Consider the following 19,447-nt stretch of genomic DNA (forward strand, 5'->3'; position numbering starts at 1 on the left):
ACAGGCTCGGAAAAGGGGACTTGGCGGACCGCGTCGGAGGCGGGCAGCGTCGGAGGCGGGCGGCCGACCGGCCGCACCGGAGAACCGCCGCGTCCGGAGAACCGCCGCGTCCGGAGTCCCGGCACTCCCCGAGCCGCCGGCATCCGACCGCGACCGGCACCCCTACCGTGACCGGCGTCATATCCCGGATGTGATCGCTTCGAAGGAGACTGGCCGCATGTGGACGCAGACAGCCATGGCGGCCGGAGTGCTCGCCCTGTTGACCGTGGTGCCGGGGCCGGACATGGCCGTGGTCACCAAGCGCGCGATCGCCTCCGGCAGGGCGGAGGCCCTGCGCACCGCCGCCGGCATCACCACCGGGCTGCTCGTGTGGGGCGCGTTCACCGTCGTCGGGCTCGCGGCGATCCTCGCGGCCTCGGCGGAGGCATACTTCGTCGTCAAGATCCTGGGCGCCGCGTACCTGGGCTTCCTCGGATTGCAGGCCCTCTGGCAGAGCCGCCGCTCCGCGCCGCGGACCGCCGGCTCGACGGCCACCGGCTCGGGACGCGCGTACCTGACGGGCCTGATCACCAACATCCTCAACCCGAAGATCGCCGTCTTCTACACCGGCCTGCTGCCGACCCTGGCCCCGCAAGGCCTGCCCACGGCGGCCGGCATGGGCCTGCTGGTTCTGCTGCACGCGACGCTGACCCTGACCTGGCTCGGTTCTTATGCCTGCCTCGTGTCCCGGGCGCGCTCGGTCTTCGAACGGCCGCGCGTCCGGCGGCTGCTGGACCGCGTGACGGGAGTGGTGCTCATCGGCTTCGGGGTGCGGGTGGCCACGGAAGCCACCTGACACAAGTGACAGTCGACTCGCGGGAGGGGCGGGCATTGGGCGCGGCGCTGGGCACGATCGAGCGGATCTGGCGGTACCCCATCAAGTCCACCGGCGGTGAGCTGCTGGACGAGGCCGCCGTGGATGCCCGCGGCCTCGTCGGCGACCGGCTCTACGCGGTGCGGGACACGGAGGGCAAGTTCGGCTCGGGCAAGAACACACGCCGGTTCCGGCGCATGCCGGGACTGTTGCGGCTGCGGTCCCGGTACCCCGGAGGAGCGGCCACGGCAGTGCCCGAACTGCTGGACCCGGACGGCGAGCCGGTACCGGACCCGACCTCCTATGTGCGGCACTACCTGGACCGGGACGACGTCGAAGTGGCCCGCGAGGGCACGATCTCGCACTTCGACCAGCTCCCCCTCAGCGTCCTGACCACCGCCACCCTCGACTGGGTCCGCGCGGCCGTCCCCGGCGTGCCGGTCGACGAGCGCCGGTTCCGTCCGAACCTGCTGGTGCGGACACCACCGGGTACGCCTCCCTTCGTGGAGGACGCGTGGTTCGGCGGCACCGCCCGGCTCGGCGGCGCCCTGTGCGTACGGTTCGAGCGCGCCAGCGAGCGATGCGTGATGACCAACGAGGCCCAGCAGGACCTGCCGCACTCCCCGCTGATCCTGCGAGCCATTGCGCAGGCACACGACATGCGGCTGGACGCCCTGGCCACGGTCACCCAGCCGGGAGGGGTACGCCTCGGGGACACCGTCGAGCTGATCTGACGCGCGGTCCGTCGTCACACCGTCGACCTCACAACACACCACACCACACCTACGAAATTCGTTGCCAAGAGGCGTGGTTGCAACGAATTCACGCGCTACCTAGCCAGACAGCCATGGAATCAGTAGAATCCCGCACAGTGCCGGGTACCCGACGTGAGGGCGGTGCGTCCTTGGCGTGGGCGCGCTGCCGTGAGGGCCCCCGGTCCCCGTCGTCCCCCCTCGGAAGGGCCGTCATGACCTCCCCCTCGCCTGCCAGGAAGCTCCGGGAGACCGCGCGCACACGCCATCGCCGGCTGCGCGAGCAGGGCAGTCTCGACCGCGATGCGCTCGATACCGTGCTGGCTGCCGGGTTCCTCTGCCATGTCGGCGTGATGGTGGACGGCACGCCCCTGGTCGTTCCCACGGTCTACGGTGCGGACGGCACCACGCTGTACTTCCACGGGTCGGTTGCCAGTCGCAGCCTGGCCGCCTCGCCCGGGGCGAGCGTCTGCGTGACCGTGACGCAAGTCGACGGGCTGGTGCTGGCCCGCTCGGTGTTCGAGCACGGGGTCAACTACCGCAGTGCGATGGTGTTCGGCACGCCCCGCCCGGTCACCGACCCGGACGAGAAGCTCGCCGGTCTGCGCTGTCTCACCGAACAGGCGACGCCGGGCCAGTGGGACTACGCCCGGCGCCCCAGCCGCAAGGAACTCGCCGCGACGGCGCTGCTCGCCCTCTCGCTCGACGAGGCATCCGTGAAGATCCGGACCGGACCGCCGGACGACGGGGACGGCGCGGACGCCGCACTCGGCCTGTGGGCGGGGGTCCTTCCGCTGCACACCTCCTGGGGTCCCCTGGAACCGGACCCCGCACTGCCCGCGGGCATCGAACCCCCTTCGCATCTCGCCGGCCGCGCCGCGCCCCCGCCCACGGCCCAGCCCCGGTCCAGATGACCGATGCCCAGCAGCCGATCCGGTGATCGACCGAAGCCGACGGGTCCGAAGGCGGTCTTGCCGGCCTTCGGACCCGTACGGCCCTATCGGGGGCGGGGGGCCGATGTGCGGGTCGGCTCAGCCGAAGAGGTGGAGGTTCTCGTCGACCCAGTGGCGCAGGGTCAGCGGCGGCCTTCCGGAAAACGCCGGCGTAGTCGATGTGGGCCTTCCTGGGCCGGACGGGCGGCAGGCGCAGCGTCGCGGAGACGATGACCAGGACCCCGGCCCCGGCCCCGGCCCCGACAGGCAGGTTGACCAGGAAGACCCAGCGCCAGCCGGCGAGGTCGGTCAGGATGCCGCCGAGGGCCGGGCCGGCGAGCGAGGCGGCGCCGAAGGTGAGGGAGAACCAGCCGTAGTAGCGGGCGCCCTCGCGCGGGGAGAACATCTCGCCGATCACGGCGAGCACGCAGATGAACGAGAAGGGAGAGGAAGACCGCCGCCATGAGGGTCAGGACCAGCACGTGGGTCCTGGCGGACGGATCTGGTGCGGTGGCAGCGTCGAGGGCAGGTCGGGGTGAACGGGAAGCCACGAGGAATCCTTGTCATCGACGAGCGGTGCCGTGGTGCAGGGCATCGCCCGGTAGGGGAGTACGCAGAACGAACTCGACGAAGAACGCTGCCTGTTGTCAGCAGCGGAGAAGGGGTGGTCGGATCTCGTCCGACTCCGGCCTCTGGAAGGCCCTCTCAACCGTTGATCAGTCGTCAGCAGAGCTGCTGATCACGGTTCTTCCGTGTTCGTTGCGCCTCTCGCCACTCCCTCTGTTCGATGACGGATGACCAGGACCATAGACGCAGGGCCACGAACACGGCAACCAGGTTTTCCGAGCACCCGGGCCGGCACGACAGCACGTCATCCGCTCGCCGACCGCCTGTGACCCCTCGCCCTTCGCGTCGGTCCTCTAGCGTGGCGGGATGGACGAGACAGGGGCGGCGGAGTCGCCGCCGGGACCTGAGGACAGTGCCTTTCCCGCCTTTCACGCGGGGCGGTGCGGCGGGCTCGCGGAGCTCGATGCGCAGGTGGCCGGGTGCCGGGCCTGTCCCCGGCTGGTGGAATGGCGCGAGGAGGTCGCCGCGCATCCGCGTGCGGCGTTCCGGGACCAGGAGTACTGGGCGCGTCCCGTCCCGGGGTTCGGGCCGTCGGATGCGGCGCTGGCCATCGTCGGGCTGGCACCCGCCGCGCACGGCGGCAATCGCACCGGCCGGATGTTCACCGGGGACGCCTCCGGTGACTTCCTGTTCGCCGCCCTCCATGCGGTCGGTCTCGCCTCGCAGCCCACCGCGACGCACCGGGGCGACGGGCTGGAGCTGTACGGAGTGCGGGTCACCGCACCGGTCCACTGTGCTCCGCCGGAGAACAGGCCCACACCCGCCGAACGGCAGACCTGCCGGCCATGGCTGTCGGCGGAGCTCGAACTCCTCAGCCCCGGCCTGCGCACGGTCGTGGCGCTGGGCGCCTTCGGCTGGCAGGCGCTGCTGCCCGTACTGGGCGAGGCAGGGTGGCCGCTCCCCCGGCCCCGCCCCGCGTTCGGCCACGGCGTACGGCTGGCCCTGCCCGCCACCGGGCGGCGGCGGGAACTCCAGGTGCTCGGGAGCTACCACCCCAGCCAGCGCAATACGTTCACCGGCCGGCTCACCTTCGGCATGCTCGTCGAGCTGCTGGCACGCGCCGCCGCCCTCGCGGGGCCGGCCGGTTCCGGAGACTGACGCCCCAGGGGCACCAGGGATGCGCCGCCATGCGGCGCCGGACGCCGCCTTCCATCCTGAGAACCAAGACGGCTGCGCAGACCGGTTGGTTACGGGTTTACCGCCGAGGAGTGCTCGTGCGCCATCACATGGCGGACCACGCCGAGGAAGCCGCGCCGGGCGGCACCTTCTCCCACCGGGACCGGGCAGTCATCTGTGCTGCCGCACTGTCCATGCTCATCGTGCAGATGGACTGGTTCGCGCTCGATCTGATGCTCGCGGTCGACCAGGGGCAGGGCTGGGGGTGGGCCTTCGCGCCCACCCTGGCCGCCGTCGCGGTCGGGATCGCCTCCCTCGTGCTGTTCGTGGTGGTGGAACGGCGCACGCCGGAGCCGTTGATCGACCTGTCGCTCTTCCGCAAGGTGAAGTTCGATGTGATCACCCTCGCGGGTTCGCTCTCCAATGTGGTCTATTGCCTGATCGCGGTGCTCTCGGCGCTCTATCTGCAACAGGCGCGGGGGCTGTCGCCGTTCCACGCCGGGGTGATCTTCCTGGCGCTGTCCTGCGGGGTCGGCGCGGCCGGCTATGGGGCCGGCCGGCTGGCCTGCGCGGCACGTCCGTGCTGGCCTTCCTCGGCGCCTTCGGTCTGCTCGCGGTCAGCGCGCCGCGGCTGCGTGCGCGCGGCGGTGCCACGCTCTCCGGCTGAAGGACGCCGTGGAGGGCCGCCGGGGGCGCCCGGTCCGGGGCCGTGACGTCGCGCGTCACCGCGCGCCGTAAACCGGTTGCGGGGTCCCGGCGGCGGCCAGCAGCTCGCGGGCGGCCTCGCCCGCCTCGGCCGGTGTCCAGCGGCTCTTCCGGTCCGCGGTGGGGCCGGGGCGCCACCCCTCCATCACGGTGATCCGGCCCGCCCGAGCCTCGAAAACCCGGCCGGTGACCCCCGCGCTGTCGGCCGAGGACAGCCAGACCACCAGCGGGGAGACGTTCTCCGGGGCCATCGCGTCGAACTCCCCCTCGGCGGGCGCCGCCATCGTCCCGGCGAAGGTCTGCTCGGTCATACGGGTACGGGCGGCCGGTGCGAGGGCGTTGGCCTGCACGCCGTAGCGGGCCAGTTCGGCGGCGGCGACGAGGGTGAGGCCGATGATGCCGGCCTTGGCGGCGGAGTAGTTGCCCTGGCCGACGCTGCCGAGCAGCCCGGCGCCCGAACTGGTGTTGATGATCCGGGCGTCGGGCCTGCGGCCGGCCTTGGCCTCGGCCCGCCAGTGCGCAGCGGCGTGCCGCAGCGGCAGGAAGTGGCCCTTGAGATGGACGCGGATGACGGCGTCCCAGTCGTCCTCGTCGAGGTTGACCAGCATCCGGTCGCGCAGGAATCCGGCGTTGTTGACGAGGGTGTCGAGGCGCCCGAAGGCGTCCAGGGCGGTGGCGACGAGCGAGGCTGCGCCGTCGGTGGTGGTGATGTCGCCGGTGTGGGCGACGGCCCGGCCGCCGCGGGCCCGGATCTCGTCGGCGACCTGCTGGGCCGGACCGGCCGAGGAGCCGGCACCGTCCGGAGCCACCCCGAGGTCGTTCACCACGACCTGGGCGCCTTCGGCGGCGAGGGCCAGGGCGTGGGCGCGGCCGAGGCCACGGCCGGCTCCGGTGACGGCGGCCACGCGTCCCGTGCAGATCCCCGTGCCGGTCATGTCCGTGCTCCTTTTCCGGTCATGTCAGGTGTCCTTCGTGGCGTCGGGCGCGGTGGGGTGGTTGACGGTGGCGGCGTCGAGGAAGGCGGGGCGCTCCCCGCCGCCGTGGACGAGCAGACTCGCGCCGGTCAGATACGCGGCGCGGTCGGAGGCGAGGAAGACGCAGGCGTCGCCGATCTCGGCGGGTTCGGCGAGCCGGCCGAGCGGGACGGTGGCGCCGACGGCCGCGATGCCCGCCTCGTCGCCGTAGTGCAGGCCGGCGCGTTCGGTGCGCACCATGCCGAGGACGAGGGTGTTGACCCGTACCTTCGGGGCCCATTCGACGGCCATGGAGCGGGCGAGGTGGTCCAGGCCGGCCTTGGCGGCGCCGTAGGCGGCGGTGCCGGGCGAGGGGCGGCTGCCGCTGACGCTGCCGATCATGAGGACCGAACCGCCGCCCGGCCGGTCCCGCATCACCTCGTACGCGGCGAGCGAGGCGGTCAGCGGCGCGAGGAGGTTGAGTTCGACGACCCGGGCGTGCCGCGCGGCGTCCGCCTCCCCCAGCAGCCGGTAGGGCGTGCCTCCCGCGTTGTTGACGAGGCAGTCCAACCGTCCGTACTCGGACGCGAGTTGGGCGAAGAAGGCGGGTACGGCGGCCGCGTCGCGCAGGTCGAGGGCGCGGAAGTGCGCCTGGCGGCCGGCCGCCGTGACAGGAGTGTCCGGTGGCCGTCGTGCGCAGACCACGACCTCCGCACCGGCCTGGAGGAAGGCGCGGGCGATGCCGGCGCCGACGCCCCGGGTGCCGCCGGTGACGACGGCCAGCCGCCCGGACAGATCGAGAGCCAGGCTCAACGGGCACCCCTCCCGCAGCGCAGCATCCGCTGCTAACTTCGCTACCTAACAAACGCTTGGTGGAAAGGTAGCTGATCTGCTCATGGGTGTCTCCACCTCCGAGCCGGACCAGGGCATCGTCGTCGTCACCGCCGGCTTCCCTCCGGTCAACGCCCTTCCCGTACAGGGCTGGTACGACCTCGCCGCGGCCGTGCGCGCGGCCGGCCGTGACCCCGCCGTCCGCTGCGTCGTGCTCACCGCGGAGGGCCGCGGCTTCAACGCGGGGGTCGACATCAAGGAGATGCAACGGGACACCGCATCCGGCGGGCACGGTGCCCTGATCGGCGCCAACCGCGGTTGCGCCGAGGCGTTTTCGGCGGTCTACGAATGCGAGGTCCCCGTCGTCGCGGCGGTGCACGGCTTCTGTCTGGGCGGTGGCATCGGCCTCGTCGGGAACGCGGATGCCATCGTGGCCAGCGACGACGCCACCTTCGGGCTCCCGGAACTGGACCGCGGCGCGCTCGGCGCGGCCACCCATCTGGCCCGGCTCGTCCCGCAGCACCTGATGCGCGCGCTCTACTACACCTCACGGACCGCCACCGCCGCCGAACTGCACGCGCACGGCTCCGTCTGGCGGGTCGTCCCGCGCGCCGAACTGCACGAGGCGGCACGGGACTTGGCGCGGGAGATCGCACAGAAGGACGGCTTTCTCCTCCGTCTGGCCAAGGCCGCCCTCAACGGCATCGACCCCGTCGACGTACGGCGCAGCTACCGCTTCGAGCAGGGCTTCACCTTCGAGGCGAACCTCAGCGGAGTCGCCGACCGCGTCCGCGACACCTTCGGTGCGCCGGACGGCACACCGACGAAGGAGGCCTGACCCGTGACCGACAAGACCATGACGCCCGAGGACGTCGTCTCCCGGCTGCGCAGCGGAATGACCCTCGGCATCGGCGGCTGGGGTTCCCGCCGGAAGCCGATGGCACTGGTGCGGGCGCTGCTCCGCTCCGATGTCACCGATCTGACCGTGGTCTCGTACGGCGGTCCCGATGTCGGTCTGCTCGCCGCCGCGGGCAGGATCCGCAGACTCGTCGCGGCGTTCGCGACCCTCGACTCGATCCCCCTCGAACCGCATTTCCGCGCGGCCCGTCAGCGCGGCGCGTTCGAGCTGACGGAGATCGACGAGGCGATGTTCATGTGGGGCCTGCACGCCGCCGCCAACCGGCTGCCGTTCCTGCCCGTACGGTCCGGCCTCGGCTCGGACGTGATGCGCGTCAACCCCGGTCTGAAGACCGTCACGTCGCCCTACGAGGACGGCGAGACCTTCGTCGCGGTGCCGGCCCTGCGCATGGACGCGGCGCTGGTCCACCTCCACCGTGCCGACCGGCGCGGAAACGGCCAGTACCTGGGCCCCGACCCGTACTTCGACGACCTGTTCTGCGAGGCCGCGGACGAGGCGTATGTCTCCTGCGAGCGGCTCGTGGACGACTTCGCGGGGGCCGTCCCGCAGACCCTCCTGGTCAAGCGGCACGCGGTCACCGGCGTCGTCGAGACCCCGAACGGCGCGCACTTCACCTCCTGCGTCCCGGACTACGGCCGCGACGAGCCCTTCCAGAAGCTCTATGCGACCACGCCCTGGCCGCAGTTCGCCGAGCGGTTCCTGTCCGGGGACGAGAAGGCCTACCAGTCCGCAGTCCAGACCTGGCACGAGGAGCAGCAGTGAGCGCCGCCACCACGACGACCCGTGCCGAGTACTGCGCGATCGCCTGCGCCGACGCCTGGCGCGACAACGGCGAGGTCCTCGCGAGCCCGATGGGCCTGATCCCGTCGATCGGCGCCCGGCTCGCCCAGCGCACCTTCTCCCCCGATCTGCTCCTCACCGACGGTGAGGCGATGATCGTCGGCCTCGACGGGGCGGCCGAGGGCTGGCTGCCCTACCGCCAGCACCTCACCATGGTCTCCGGCGGCCGGCGCCATGTGATGATGGGCGCAAGCCAGCTCGACCGCTTCGGCAACCAGAACATCTCCTGCATCGGCGACTGGCAGCGGCCCGCCCGCCAGCTCCTCGGCGTCCGCGGCGCACCGGTCAACACCCTCAACAATCCGGTGAGTTACTGGGTGCCGAAGCACTCGAAGCGGGTCTTCGTCGAGAAGGTCGACATGATCAGCGGGGTCGGGTACGACAGCGCGGCCGCCGCCGGACCGTCCGCGACCCGCTACCACCGCATTCCCCGCGTCGTCTCCGACCTGGGCGTCTTCGACTTCGCGACCCGGAACCGCACCATGCGGCTGGCCTCCGTACATCCCGGGGTCTCGGTCGAAGAGGTCCAGGAGGCCACCGGGTTCGCGCTGGCGCTGCCCGACGAGGTGCCCCCCACCCGGGAGCCCACTCCGGCCGAGCTGCGGCTGATCCGTACGGTCCTCGACCCGGAGGGGCGGCGCGACCGCGAGGTGCCGACGCCATGACGGACGTCCGGATCGAGACGCCGCTGACGAAGCTCGTCGGGGTGCGCCACCCGCTCGTACAGACCGGCATGGGATGGGTGGCGGGGCCCCGGCTGGTCTCGGCGGCGGCCAACGCGGGCGCACTCGGGATTCTCGCCTCGGCCACGATGACCGTCGGGCAACTGCGCTCGGCGGTCCGCGAGGTCGCGTCCCGCACGGATGCGCCCTTCGGGGTCAACCTGCGGGCGGACGCGGCAGACGCGGGCGAGCGGGTGCGTCTGCTGGTGGAGGAGGGCGTACGGGTCGCCTCGTTCGCCCTGGCCCCCTCGCGTGAGCTGATCGCCCGGCTGAAGGACGCGGGCGTCGTCGTCATCCCGTCCGTCGGCGCCCGCCGCCATGCCGAGAAGGTCGCAGCCTGGGGCGCGGACGCGGTCGTCGTCCAGGGCGGGGAGGGCGGCGGCCACACCGGGAGCGTCGCCACGACCGTGCTGCTTCCGCAGGTCGTGGACGCGGTCGACATCCCGGTGATCGCGGCGGGCGGCTTCTTCGACGGCCGGGGCCTGGTCGCGGCGCTCGCCTATGGCGCGGCCGGGGTCGCCATGGGTACCCGCTTTCTGCTGACGTCGGACAGCACCGTGCCGCAGGCCGTGCAGGACCGCTATCTGGCGGCGGCCGCCAAGGACATCACCGTCACCACCAAGGTCGACGGTCTGCCGCACCGGATGCTGCGCAGCGAGCTGGTCGAGGCGCTGGAGCGGTCGGGGCGCACCACCGCGCTGCTCCAAGCGGTCCGCCGGGCCGCGTCGTTCAGGAAGCTGTCCGGCCTGAGCTGGGCACAGATGGTCCGCGACGGCCTGGCGATGAAACACGGCAGGGAACTCTCCTGGAGCCAGGTCCTGCTGGCCGCGAACACCCCGATGCTGCTGAAGGCGTCGATGGTCGAGGGCCGTACCGATCTGGGGGTGATGGCCTCCGGCCAGGTCGCCGGGGTGATCGAGGATCTGCCGTCCTGCGCGGAACTCGTCGACCGGATCATGACCGAGGCGCGCGCGACACTGGCCGCGCTGCCGGCCCCGTAGCCCTGATGCAGCGTCAGAGTCGCTCGACGATGGTGACGTTGGCCTGGCCGCCGCCCTCACACATGGTCTGGAGCCCGAACCGGCCGCCGGTGCGCTCCAGTTCGTGCAGCAGCGTCGTCATCAGCCGGACGCCGGTCGCGCCGAGCGGATGGCCGAGGGCGATGGCGCCACCGTTGACGTTGACCCGCTCGGGGTCGGCACCGGTCTCCTTCAGCCAGGCCAGCACCACGGGCGCGAACGCCTCGTTGATCTCGACCAGATCGATGGCGTCGATCGGCATGCCCGCCTTCTTCAGCGCATACGCCGTCGCCGGGATCGGGGCGGACAGCATCCGGATCGGGTCCTCGCCGCGCACCGACAGATGGTGGATACGGGCCCGCGGGGTGAGGCCGTGCTCGGCCACTGCCCGCTCGGAGGCGAGGAGCATGGCGGCGGCGCCGTCGGAGACCTGCGAGGAGACCGCCGCGGTCAGCCGGCCGCCCTCGACGACCGGCCGCAGCCCGGCCATCTTCTCCAACGAGGTGGTGCGGCGCGGCCCTTCGTCAGCGGTGACCTCACCGAAGGGGACGGTCTCACGGTCGAAGCGGCCCTCGTCGAGGGCGCGGACGGCCCGTTGGTGCGAGCGGAGCGCGAACTCCTCCATGTCCTCACGGGAGATGTGCCACTTGGCGGCGATGAGTTCGGCGCCGTGGAACTGGTTGACGGGCGCCTCGCCGTAGCGGGCCCGCCAGCCCGCGGATCCGGCGAACGGGCCCTCGGTCAGCCCCAGCGGAGCGGCGGCCTGCCGGCTGGCGAAGGCGATCGGGATCTGCGACATGTTCTGCACCCCGCCCGCGACGACCAGGTCCTGGGTGCCGGAGAGCACCCCCTGCGCCGCGAAGTGCACGGCCTGCTGCGAGGAGCCGCACTGGCGGTCGACGGTGACGCCGGGCACCTCCTCGGGCAGTCCGGCGGCCAGCCAGCACGTCCGGGCGATGTCCCCGGCCTGCGGTCCCACGGTGTCCAGGCAGCCGAAGACGACATCCTCGACGGCGGCCGGGTCGGCCCCGCTGCGCGCCATCAGCGCCGTCAGCACATGAGCGCCCAGGTCGGCGGGGTGGACGGCCGACAGCCCGCCGCCCTTCTTGCCCACCGGGGTGCGGACCGCGTCGACGATATAGGCCTCGGACATGGTGGTCTCCTTGGTCAGATTCTGCGGAGGTGGCGGCCGGTTCCGCAAGGCGGTGCAGGGCGGCGCGGTCGACGGGCGCCGGCGGGCGCCCTCACCGGGGCGGTGCGGCACACGGCCGGGCGCGCCCGTCGCGCCTCACGCATGCTGGGAGCTGACGGACACCGTTTCCCCGGTCATGTACGAGGAGTAGTCGCCGGCCAGGAAGACGATGACATTGGCGACTTCCCATGGTTCGGCGTAGCGGCCGAACGCCTCCCGCTCGGTGAGCTCCGCCAGCAGCTCGGGCGTGGTCACCTTCGCCAGATGCGGGTGCATCGCGAGGCTGGGGGCGACCGCGTTGATCCGCACGCCGTACTCGGCGGCCTCCATGGCCGCGCACCGGGTCAGCGCCATCACCCCGGCCTTCGCCGCGGCGTAGTGGGCCTGGCCGCGCTGGGCACGCCAGCCGACCACCGAGGCATTGTTGACGATCACGCCGCCGCTGCCGGTGCCCTTCATCCGGCGCAGGGCGGCCCGGGTGCAGCGGAAGGTGCCGTTCAGGGTCACATCGAGGACCTTGGCCCACTGTGCGTCGGTCATCTCGACGAGGTCGGCGGTGCCGCCGAGCCCGGCGTTGTTGACCACGATGTCGAGGCGCCCATGGCGCTCCTCGGCGCTCGCCAGCAGGGCGTTGACCTGGTCCTCGTCGGTGACATCGCAGGGCAGGGACGCGACCTTGGCGGCGCCGAACTCCTCCGCGAGCGCCTCGGCGGTCTCCTTCAGCCGGCGCGTATGGGCGTCACCGAGGACGACACCGGCGCCTTCCTCCAGGAATCTGCGGGCGGTGGCACCGCCGATGCCGGCTCCGGCGGCCGCGGTGATGACGGCGGTCCGGCCGTCGAGCAGGTGATGGCCGGGCACGTAGGGGGGCGGTGTCATCCGTGGGCCTCCTCTTCCCGCAGCCGGCTGCGGATCGGGGTCCGAAGGCGCTCGGCGGTGGCGGAGGCCTCGACGCTGCTCGTGCCGGTACGTTAATCTACCAAACACTTGTTAGGGAAGGAGGGCGGATGCCCGCTGCCCACGACGACGAGCCCGTGCACGACGAACGGGAGGAGCCGGTCGCGACCGCCACCCGAGAGGCGGGGGCCTGATGGACCTCGAAGTCAGCGCCGTGGACGAGGAGTTCCGCACCGAGGCCCGCGGCTGGCTCGCCCGGCACGTACCGGCCGAACCGCTGCCGTCGCTGGAGACCGCGGAGGGGTTCGCCGCCCACCGGGAGTGGGAGCGCCGGCTCGCCGCGGACCGCTGGTCGGTCGTCTCCTGGCCCGAGGAGTACGGCGGCAGGGGCGCCTCGCTCCTCCAGTGGCTGCTCTTCGAGGAGGAGTACTACGCCGCGGGCGCCCCCGGGCGGGTCGGCCAGAACGGCATCAACCTCCTCGCCCCCACCCTCTTCGAGCACGGCACCGACACCCAACGCGCCCGCATGCTCGGCCCCATGGCCCGCGGCGAGGTCATCTGGGCGCAGGCCTGGTCGGAGCCGGAGGCGGGATCGGATCTGGCGTCGCTGCGCTCGACCGCCGTACGGACCGACGGCGGCTGGCTGCTGAACGGGCAGAAGACCTGGTCGTCCCGGGCCGCCTTCGCCGATCGCGCCTTCGGGCTGTTCCGCAGCGACCCGGACACCGCCCGGCCGCACCAGGGGCTGAGCTATCTGGTGTTCCCGCTGGACGCACCGGGCGTGACGGTACGCCCCCTCGGCCGCCTGGACGGCAAGCCGGCCTTCGCCGAGCTCTTCCTCGATGACGTCTTCGTGCCGGATGCGGACGTCCTCGGGGAGCCGGGGCAGGGCTGGCGGGTCGCGATGAGCACCGCGGGCAACGAACGCGGCCTGACGCTGCGCAGCCCCGGCCGCTTCACCGCGGCCGCCGAGCGGCTGACCGCACTGTGGCGCGAGGCTCCCGAGGCGGCGGACCCGGCCCTGGCCGCGCGGGTGGCCGACGCGCTGATCGGCGCCCGCGCCTACCAGCTGTTCACCTACGCCAACGCTTCACGGCTCGCCGCCGGCGGGTCGATCGGCGCCGAGTCGAGCCTCAACAAGGTCTTCTGGTCCGAGCTGGACATCGCCCTGCACGAGACCGCCCTGGACCTGCTCGGCCCGTACGGCATGCTCGCCGACGAGGCCGACGAGGCACCCGCGCACGGGAGTTGGGCCGACGGGTACACCTTCTCGCTCGCCGGGCCGGTCTATGCCGGCACCAACGAGATCCAGCGCGACATCGTCGCCGAGCGGCTGCTCGGCCTGCCGAAGGGGCGCAGGTGATGCGGTTCCTCCTGACCGATGAGCAGCGGGAGTTCGCCCGCACGCTGGACGGCATGCTGGGGGCGTCCGGCACACCGGCCGTGGTGCGCGCCTGGGCGGCCGGGGAGCAGAAGCCCGGACGTGAGCTGTGGGCGCGGGTCGCGGCGGCGGACGTGTTCGCGCTCGCCGTTCCCGAGCGGCACCGGGGAATGGGATCGCTGCCTGTCGAACTCGCCCTGTCCTTCGTGGAGTTGGGACGCCACGCGGTGCCGGGCCCGCTGGTGGAGACAGTGGCGGCGGCCGCGTTCCTGGAGCGTCTCGGCGAGGAGGCCGGGGCCGGGGTGTGGCTGCCGCGGATCGCCGCGGGCGACGCCCTGGTCAGCCTGTGCGCCGGAACCCCCTACGCGCTGGACGCCGATGCCGCCGATGCCGTCCTCGTCGTCCAGGGCGACACGGTGCGCCGTGCGGACACCCACGGCCCCGTGCAGCCCTCCCTCGATCCGGCCCGACGGCTGGCCCGGCCGCTCGGCGGCACTGTCCTGGCCAGGGGCCCCGCGGTGACCGCGGCCGCCGCGCACGCCGTCGATGTCGCACGGCTCGCCACTGCCGCGCAGTCCCTCGGCCTCGGCCGGGCCCTGCTCGCGGCGACGGTGGCCCATGCCGAGCGGCGCACCCAGTTCCAGGTGCCCATCGGCTCATTCCAGGCGGTCAAGCACCGGCTGGCGGACACCCTCATCGGGCTGGAGTTCGCCCAGCCGCTGGTGTATGCGGCGGCCCTGGCGCTGGCGGCGGGCGCCCCGTCGGCAGGCCGGGAGGTGGCGGCGGCGAAGGTCGCGGCGGGCGAGGCCGGTTACGCCGCGGCGCGTACGGCACTGCAACTGCACGGCGCCCTCGGTTACACGGAGGAGCTGGACCTCTCGCTGTGGATCCGCAAGGCCCGCCCGCTGCGGGACGCGTGGGGAACTCCGGCCGACTGCCGCGCCCGCGTCCTCGCCGGCTGACCGCGGACGTGTCACCGTCGTCCGGCGTCTCGGACGACGGACCCGCGTCGCCGCTTCACGGGCTCAGGAATCCGCCCGTCCCGCAGAGCGAGTCGGCGTCCGCCCCACACCCCTACAGGTGCCTGCGGTCCCGCTCCTCCAGGTCGGCCAGCATGGCATCGGCCAGATCCCGCTCAGCGGTGTAGTACCGCTCCGACCACTTCAGGACGAGCGAGGGGTAGGCCCAGGCCTCGTCGGCGTGGGCGCCCGCGACGTCCACCTCGGCGCGCTGCCGCATCGTCTCCGCGTACTCCCGGTGGCGGCCCAGCACTTCACGCATCCGGTCGGCCTCCAGCAGATGACCGAGCCACAGCCGCAGCATCACCCCGTGCTTGAGGACGGGAGGTTCCACCGGCGCCTCGCGCGCCCAGTGACGGACCGCCGCCATCCCCTCGTCGGTGATCACATAGACCCGCTTGTCGCGGTTGCCGGTCTCCTGGGCGACCATCCGGGAGCTGACGTAACCGACCTTCTCCAGGCGCTTCAGTTCGCCGTAGATCTGGCTGAAGGACGGGCTCCAGTAGAAGAGGCGCAGCGACCCGTTCGACCATTTCTTCAGGTCGTAGCCGGAGAGCTCCTCACCGAAGGAGAGCAGGCCCAGCACCGCCCAGCTGGTGGCCGGCAGCGCAGGCCGCTCCGCGTCTCCGGTGTTCACGGCGCCCGCCTTCTTCTCCGTCACGTGCCGCAGTCTACGGTCCGCGTCCGCGCAGGCCCGCCGCGGAGATCGCCAACTCCCCTCCGCGGCCCGTGCCTTCCTGTGGTGGTCCCGGTCTTCTTGCGAGAGGTACTTCTGTTCGAAGTACCGGGCGCTTCCGGGCCCGGGGCGGCAGTGCCGCAGGAACCGCTCCGGGCTGGTGGACGCGGGTCGGCCGCCGTCCGCCACCTCCACGCAGCCGCCGGGGCGCCCGCGCGGTGCGGACCCGGACCCGCTGGCCAATAGTGGAGAGGTGAGCCCGCTACAGGGAGCTTCCCCGCGGTCCGGGCCGCGGCAGTCGGCCGGCGGGCCCGCCGGGGCGGTGCTGCGCAGACTGCGCTGTCTGCTGGAGCACGGCAGACACGGCCTGCGCGGACACCGCTCCGTGGTCGGCAACGCGGTCCGGGTGACGGCGGGCTCGTGCGTGGCCTTCTACCTCTGCCGCTACGCGCTCGGCCTGACCGTCATGTCCGTCTACGCCACGTTCACCGTGGTGGCCCTCGGCGTGCTGGCCCGGATCCCGGGATCCGGGCGCCAGCGCGCCACGACCGTCCTGACGGCGATCCCGGCCGGGCTGGCGCTCGTCACGCTGGGCACACTGCTCGCCGTGCAGACCTGGGCCGCCGTCCTCGGCATGCTCGTCATCGGCTTCGTGGTGGCGTACGCGGGCACCACCGGACCGCGGATCGCCGGGGCGGCACCCGGGATGCAGCTGCTCTACATCCTGCCGTGCTTCCCGCCCTATGCCCCGGACGCCCTGGGCCAGCGGTTGTCCGGCTTCCTGCTGGGAGCCGTCCTGCTCGCGCTGGCCCAGCGCTTTGTGCTGCCCGAACCGGACACTCCGCCCTTCTGCCGGCTGCTGGCCGACGCCGCCGACGCCGCCGCGGACCTGGCCGACCACCACGGCGGGCCCCTCCCCGTGGAGGCGCTCGCACGGGCGCACCGGACCGGGGACGCCCTGCGTCCGTCCCGTGTGCCGCCCGCCGATCTGCCCGCCTCCCCCACCCTCACCCACAAGGCCATGGCGCACGCCACCGAGGGTGTCCGCACCTTGCTGGCGCGACTGGAAGCCCTGCACACCGCGGCCGGGCCGCACGACGTCTACCACCCGGAGACGGTGGTGCTGCTCCAGGGCATCAGCGCCGCCGCCCGTGAGGCGGCGGACGCACTGCGGCGCGGCAAGCGGCTGCTGTCCGGCGAGGGCCCCTCCGCGGCGGCCCTCCAGAGTGAGCTGAACCCCGTGCGGGCCCACCGGGCCGTGGACACCCTGGAGCGGCTCAGCGCCGACGACCGGCTGGTCTATCTGCGCCGCCGGTCCCAGGTGGTGCAGGCCGCCGACTGCGCCGTCGTTCTCGCGCTGGCCACCCGGCTGCTGCTCGGCGACCGGTCCGTCGAACGGAGCCCCGCCGGGCACGCCTTCGCCTATGCGCAGGCGCATACCCACCAGCTGTGGTGGCAGCGGCTGACCACGCATCTCACCCCCCGCTCGGTGATCTTCCAGAACGCCTGCCGCTTCGCGCTCGGCCTGGCCACCGCGCGGGCCATCGCCGGACTCCTCGACCTCCAGCACGGCTTCTGGGTCCTGCTGGCGACGCTCACGCTCACCCGTACCACCAGCCTGGAGACGTGGTCCGCGGTCCGCCAGGCGCTGAGCGGCACACTGGTCGGCGCGATACTGGCCGGCGGGCTGCTGGCGCTGGTCCACGACCGGAACACGGTCTACGCGGTCGTGCTGCCGCTGGTGATGCTGGTGGCGTTCACCGTGGGGCCGCTGCGCGGGCTGGCCTGGGCGCAGGGCGGGTTCACGCTGGTCGTGGCCACGCTGTTCGCGCAGGTCTCCCCCGTCACCTGGCAGCTGGCCCCGGTCCGGCTGGTGGATGTGCTGGTCGGCAGTCTCATCGGGCTGGCCTGCGGGCTGGTGGCCTGGCCGCGGGGCGCGGGCCGGGAGGTGCGCAGAAGCATGGCAGGACTGTGCTCGGCCATCGCCGACGCCATCGGGCACACCACCGCCCGGGTCGTCGAACGCTCCGGCAGCACCGACTGCTTCGTGATCAACCGTGCCCTCACGCTGGCGCAGGAGAGCCTGGCCCAGTACCACTGCGAGCTGCGGGAGGAGACCGCCAGGCAGCCGGACTGGCCCGCGCTGCTGGTCGCCGGGTCGGACGCGCGGCGCGGCGAACGGCTGCTGCCCGGCCGGCCCGGCCGGATCACCGCGCACGAGGTCGGCGCCTGGTTGCGGCATGCGGCCGACCGGACGGCGGCCGACTACCGTTCCCTCGCCCGGCATCTCCGCACGGACGGCGCGATGGCCTGGGAAGAGGCCCGGCCACTCGACATCCGCGCCCTGTTGGCGGTGACCCCGGCCATCGCGCGCGAGAGTCCGGACCGGGACACCCGGGCGCTGGCCGCCGCTCTCCTCCTGGACTCGGTGATCTGGCTCGATGGGCTCACCGCCGATCTGAACCGGATCCACAAGGAGATGTGACGCCACGCCGCCGACCGGGGGTGCCCGGTTCACCGCGCCCCGGGCGGCCGCCATTCGAGCAGCAGGATCGTGGCGTCGTCGCTCAGTCTCTCGTCCTGGCTCTCCAAAATGGCGTGGATCAGCTGGCGGAGCGCTTCGGAGGCGAGTTCGCCGGCCGCGGTGGCACGGATGATGGAGTCGGTGAAGGCCTCCAGGCCGAAGCGGCCGCCACCGGCCGTGCGGGCCTCGGTCACGCCATCGGTGTAGAGCAGCACCCGGTCCCCCGGCTCCAGCGCCGCCCGGTGGACCGTGCGCGGGGCGTCGCCGAGCGCGGCGGGCATGCCCATCGGGGGTTCGCCGGGGCGCTCCAGCGCCTTTTCCAGGACCTGGTGGTCGCGGATCAACAGCGGTGGCGGATGGCCGCAGTTGCACCAGGTCAGCACCCCGCTGGTGAGATCCAGCCGGGCGGCGATGCCGGTGCAGTACTGCTCGGGCAGCCACTCGGCGAGCACCTCGTCCACCGTCTTGACGAGGTCGGGCAGGGCGGCGCCCATCCGCCGTGCGCTGCGGCAGCCGGCCATCGCGATCGATGTCGTCAGCCCCGAGGCGAGATTGTGGCCCATCGCGTCGAGAATCACCGCATGCAGCGCCGACTCGGTCAGTGCATGGTCGAAGGCGTCCCCGCCCAGCTCGTAGGCGGGCTCCAGGACGGCGGTCGACACGGCCTGTGCGCTGGCGACGGTCCGCGGGGGCAGAAGGGAGCGCACCAGCTCGGCGGGCAGCGTCATCGTGTCCGTACGGGCCCGCTGCACCAAGTGGTCGCTGACGGCCCGCTGGGAGGTGATCGCCATGGACAGGACCGAGACCAGCGTCCGGCAGCGGCGCAGCAGGGCGCTGTCCAGCGCATCGACGTGCATCCCCACCACCCCCAGCCGGTCCGCACCGTCGACCAGCGGCAGCCAGACGGTCAGCGGGCCGCCGGCGCTCTCCTCGACGCGGAGCCCGAGCGTGCGATAGGACCAGCCGGCCGGCGACTCGTCCACCAGGAGCCGTTCCCCGCCGTCGAGGGGTGTCAACTGACGCTGCTGGAGGTCGACGAGGTAGAGGGCCACCCGGCGCAGTCCGATCTGGGCGGCGTAGCGATCGACCAGGGCGAGGAAGTGCGATGGGGGCGCGGTGTGGACGGCCGTCAGGAAGTCCTGAAGCAGGCGTTCGCCGTCACCGGCCGGAACACTCTCGACGGCCATCCCCGCTTCCCTCCGCGCACCATCCCTCCGGGCACTGCGAGCCAAATCTCTTCCGGGCGCCCGCGCCATCCGGGAGCGCCATACGGCGGAGCCGGGGCGTTCCGGCACGGGCCCGGCCGCGGGGTTGCCGGGCTCCGGCCTGCCCGGGTGCGGATGGGGTTGCGGGACCTGATCCTGAAGCAGTGAAGCCGTGTACGACGTGTGGCGTCGCCTCTCGCGGGCACCCGCCGGCAGGAGCACGTAGCCACAGCACAAGGAACCCGACAAGGCAGCATGTCGCGGTACCGCCGTGACAGCGGAAC

Annotated in this window: 18 protein-coding genes and 1 pseudogene; 12 read left to right on the forward strand and 7 right to left on the reverse strand. The window is 72.8% G+C overall.

The features are described from left to right. Positions 1-217 precede the first annotated feature (217 nt). The 3 genes from IF67_RS0107410 (at position 218) to IF67_RS0107420 (ending at position 2,519) form a co-directional block, all read left to right on the forward strand. Positions 218-835 (forward strand): LysE family translocator, encoded by a 618-nt coding sequence (locus tag IF67_RS0107410; RefSeq protein ID WP_030983332.1) that lies wholly within the window; start codon positions 218-220, stop codon positions 833-835. A gap of 5 nt (positions 836-840) precedes the next feature. Next, complete coding sequence (locus IF67_RS0107415; protein ID WP_234341008.1) at positions 841-1,587, forward strand: MOSC domain-containing protein; 747 nt, start codon at positions 841-843, stop codon at positions 1,585-1,587. 233 nt (positions 1,588-1,820) lie between these two features. Next, positions 1,821-2,519, forward strand: a complete 699-nt coding sequence (locus IF67_RS0107420; protein ID WP_030983337.1) for a pyridoxamine 5'-phosphate oxidase family protein — start codon at positions 1,821-1,823, stop codon at positions 2,517-2,519. Positions 2,520-2,736: 217 nt separating this feature from the next. On the opposite strand, the pseudogene IF67_RS46160 reads toward IF67_RS0107420, so the two are convergent. Further along, positions 2,737-2,970, reverse strand: a pseudogene (locus IF67_RS46160) (MFS transporter); the annotation flags it as partial. Between the two features lie 500 nt (positions 2,971-3,470). Between IF67_RS46160 and IF67_RS0107430 the strand changes: the two are divergent. Next, on the forward strand, positions 3,471-4,262 hold the full coding sequence (locus tag IF67_RS0107430) for a uracil-DNA glycosylase (RefSeq protein ID WP_030983342.1): 792 nt from the start codon (positions 3,471-3,473) through the stop codon (positions 4,260-4,262). A gap of 116 nt (positions 4,263-4,378) precedes the next feature. Further along, positions 4,379-4,993 carry a hypothetical protein gene (locus IF67_RS0107435; protein WP_158713053.1) on the forward strand — a complete coding sequence of 205 codons (615 nt, stop codon included), beginning with the start codon at positions 4,379-4,381 and terminating at the stop codon, positions 4,991-4,993. A gap of 9 nt (positions 4,994-5,002) precedes the next feature. On the opposite strand, the gene IF67_RS0107440 is transcribed toward IF67_RS0107435, so the two are convergent. Beyond that, positions 5,003-5,920 (reverse strand): SDR family oxidoreductase, encoded by a 918-nt coding sequence (locus IF67_RS0107440; RefSeq protein WP_030983346.1) that lies wholly within the window; start codon positions 5,918-5,920, stop codon positions 5,003-5,005. A 24-nt stretch (positions 5,921-5,944) separates the two neighbouring features. Next, positions 5,945-6,751 (reverse strand): SDR family oxidoreductase, encoded by an 807-nt coding sequence (locus IF67_RS0107445; RefSeq protein WP_030983348.1) that lies wholly within the window; start codon positions 6,749-6,751, stop codon positions 5,945-5,947. Between the two features lie 82 nt (positions 6,752-6,833). On the opposite strand from IF67_RS0107445, the gene IF67_RS0107450 reads away from it, so the two are divergent. Genes IF67_RS0107450 through IF67_RS0107465 form a run of 4 tightly spaced genes read left to right on the forward strand, consistent with a single transcriptional unit; the run spans position 6,834 to position 10,251 of the window. After that, positions 6,834-7,607: an enoyl-CoA hydratase family protein gene (locus tag IF67_RS0107450; RefSeq protein WP_030983349.1), complete on the forward strand. Its 774-nt coding sequence runs from the start codon at positions 6,834-6,836 to the stop codon at positions 7,605-7,607. 3 nt (positions 7,608-7,610) lie between these two features. Next, positions 7,611-8,450, forward strand: coding sequence for a CoA transferase subunit A (locus tag IF67_RS0107455; protein ID WP_030983351.1), 840 nt, complete (start codon positions 7,611-7,613; stop codon positions 8,448-8,450). Continuing rightward, positions 8,447-9,193 (forward strand): CoA-transferase subunit beta, encoded by a 747-nt coding sequence (locus IF67_RS0107460; RefSeq protein WP_030983353.1) that lies wholly within the window; start codon positions 8,447-8,449, stop codon positions 9,191-9,193. The genes IF67_RS0107455 and IF67_RS0107460 overlap by 4 nt, the downstream gene beginning before the upstream one ends. Then, positions 9,190-10,251, forward strand: coding sequence for an NAD(P)H-dependent flavin oxidoreductase (locus IF67_RS0107465; protein ID WP_051817754.1), 1,062 nt, complete (start codon positions 9,190-9,192; stop codon positions 10,249-10,251). The genes IF67_RS0107460 and IF67_RS0107465 overlap by 4 nt, the downstream gene beginning before the upstream one ends. A 13-nt stretch (positions 10,252-10,264) precedes the next feature. Here the strand turns inward: IF67_RS0107465 and IF67_RS0107470 are convergent, their stop codons facing one another. Both IF67_RS0107470 and IF67_RS0107475 read right to left on the reverse strand, forming a co-directional pair. Then, positions 10,265-11,422 carry an acetyl-CoA C-acetyltransferase gene (locus IF67_RS0107470; RefSeq protein WP_030983357.1) on the reverse strand — a complete coding sequence of 386 codons (1,158 nt, stop codon included), beginning with the start codon at positions 11,420-11,422 and terminating at the stop codon, positions 10,265-10,267. A 135-nt stretch (positions 11,423-11,557) separates the two neighbouring features. Next, positions 11,558-12,340 carry an SDR family oxidoreductase gene (locus IF67_RS0107475; RefSeq protein ID WP_030983358.1) on the reverse strand — a complete coding sequence of 261 codons (783 nt, stop codon included), beginning with the start codon at positions 12,338-12,340 and terminating at the stop codon, positions 11,558-11,560. A 211-nt stretch (positions 12,341-12,551) separates the two neighbouring features. Between IF67_RS0107475 and IF67_RS0107485 the strand changes: the two genes are divergently transcribed. Both IF67_RS0107485 and IF67_RS0107490 read left to right on the forward strand, forming a co-directional pair. Next, complete coding sequence (locus IF67_RS0107485) at positions 12,552-13,721, forward strand: acyl-CoA dehydrogenase family protein (protein WP_030983360.1); 1,170 nt, start codon at positions 12,552-12,554, stop codon at positions 13,719-13,721. Next, positions 13,721-14,701 (forward strand): acyl-CoA dehydrogenase family protein, encoded by a 981-nt coding sequence (locus IF67_RS0107490; RefSeq protein ID WP_030983362.1) that lies wholly within the window; start codon positions 13,721-13,723, stop codon positions 14,699-14,701. Before IF67_RS0107485 ends, IF67_RS0107490 begins: the two co-directional genes overlap by 1 nt. 112 nt (positions 14,702-14,813) lie before the next feature. Here the strand turns inward: IF67_RS0107490 and IF67_RS0107495 are convergent, their stop codons facing one another. After that, positions 14,814-15,419, reverse strand: a complete 606-nt coding sequence (locus tag IF67_RS0107495; protein WP_051817756.1) for a PadR family transcriptional regulator — start codon at positions 15,417-15,419, stop codon at positions 14,814-14,816. A 268-nt stretch (positions 15,420-15,687) separates the two neighbouring features. Between IF67_RS0107495 and IF67_RS0107500 the strand changes: the two genes are divergently transcribed. Beyond that, positions 15,688-17,919, forward strand: a complete 2,232-nt coding sequence (locus tag IF67_RS0107500; RefSeq protein WP_158713054.1) for an FUSC family protein — start codon at positions 15,688-15,690, stop codon at positions 17,917-17,919. 29 nt (positions 17,920-17,948) lie between these two features. Here the strand turns inward: IF67_RS0107500 and IF67_RS0107505 are convergent, their stop codons facing one another. After that, complete coding sequence (locus IF67_RS0107505) at positions 17,949-19,145, reverse strand: PP2C family protein-serine/threonine phosphatase (RefSeq protein ID WP_030983367.1); 1,197 nt, start codon at positions 19,143-19,145, stop codon at positions 17,949-17,951. Positions 19,146-19,447 lie beyond the last annotated feature (302 nt).

The sequence above is a fragment of the Streptomyces sp. NRRL S-1813 genome (assembly GCF_000719605.1).
Classification (GTDB): Bacteria; Actinomycetota; Actinomycetes; order Streptomycetales; family Streptomycetaceae; genus Streptomyces; species Streptomyces decoyicus.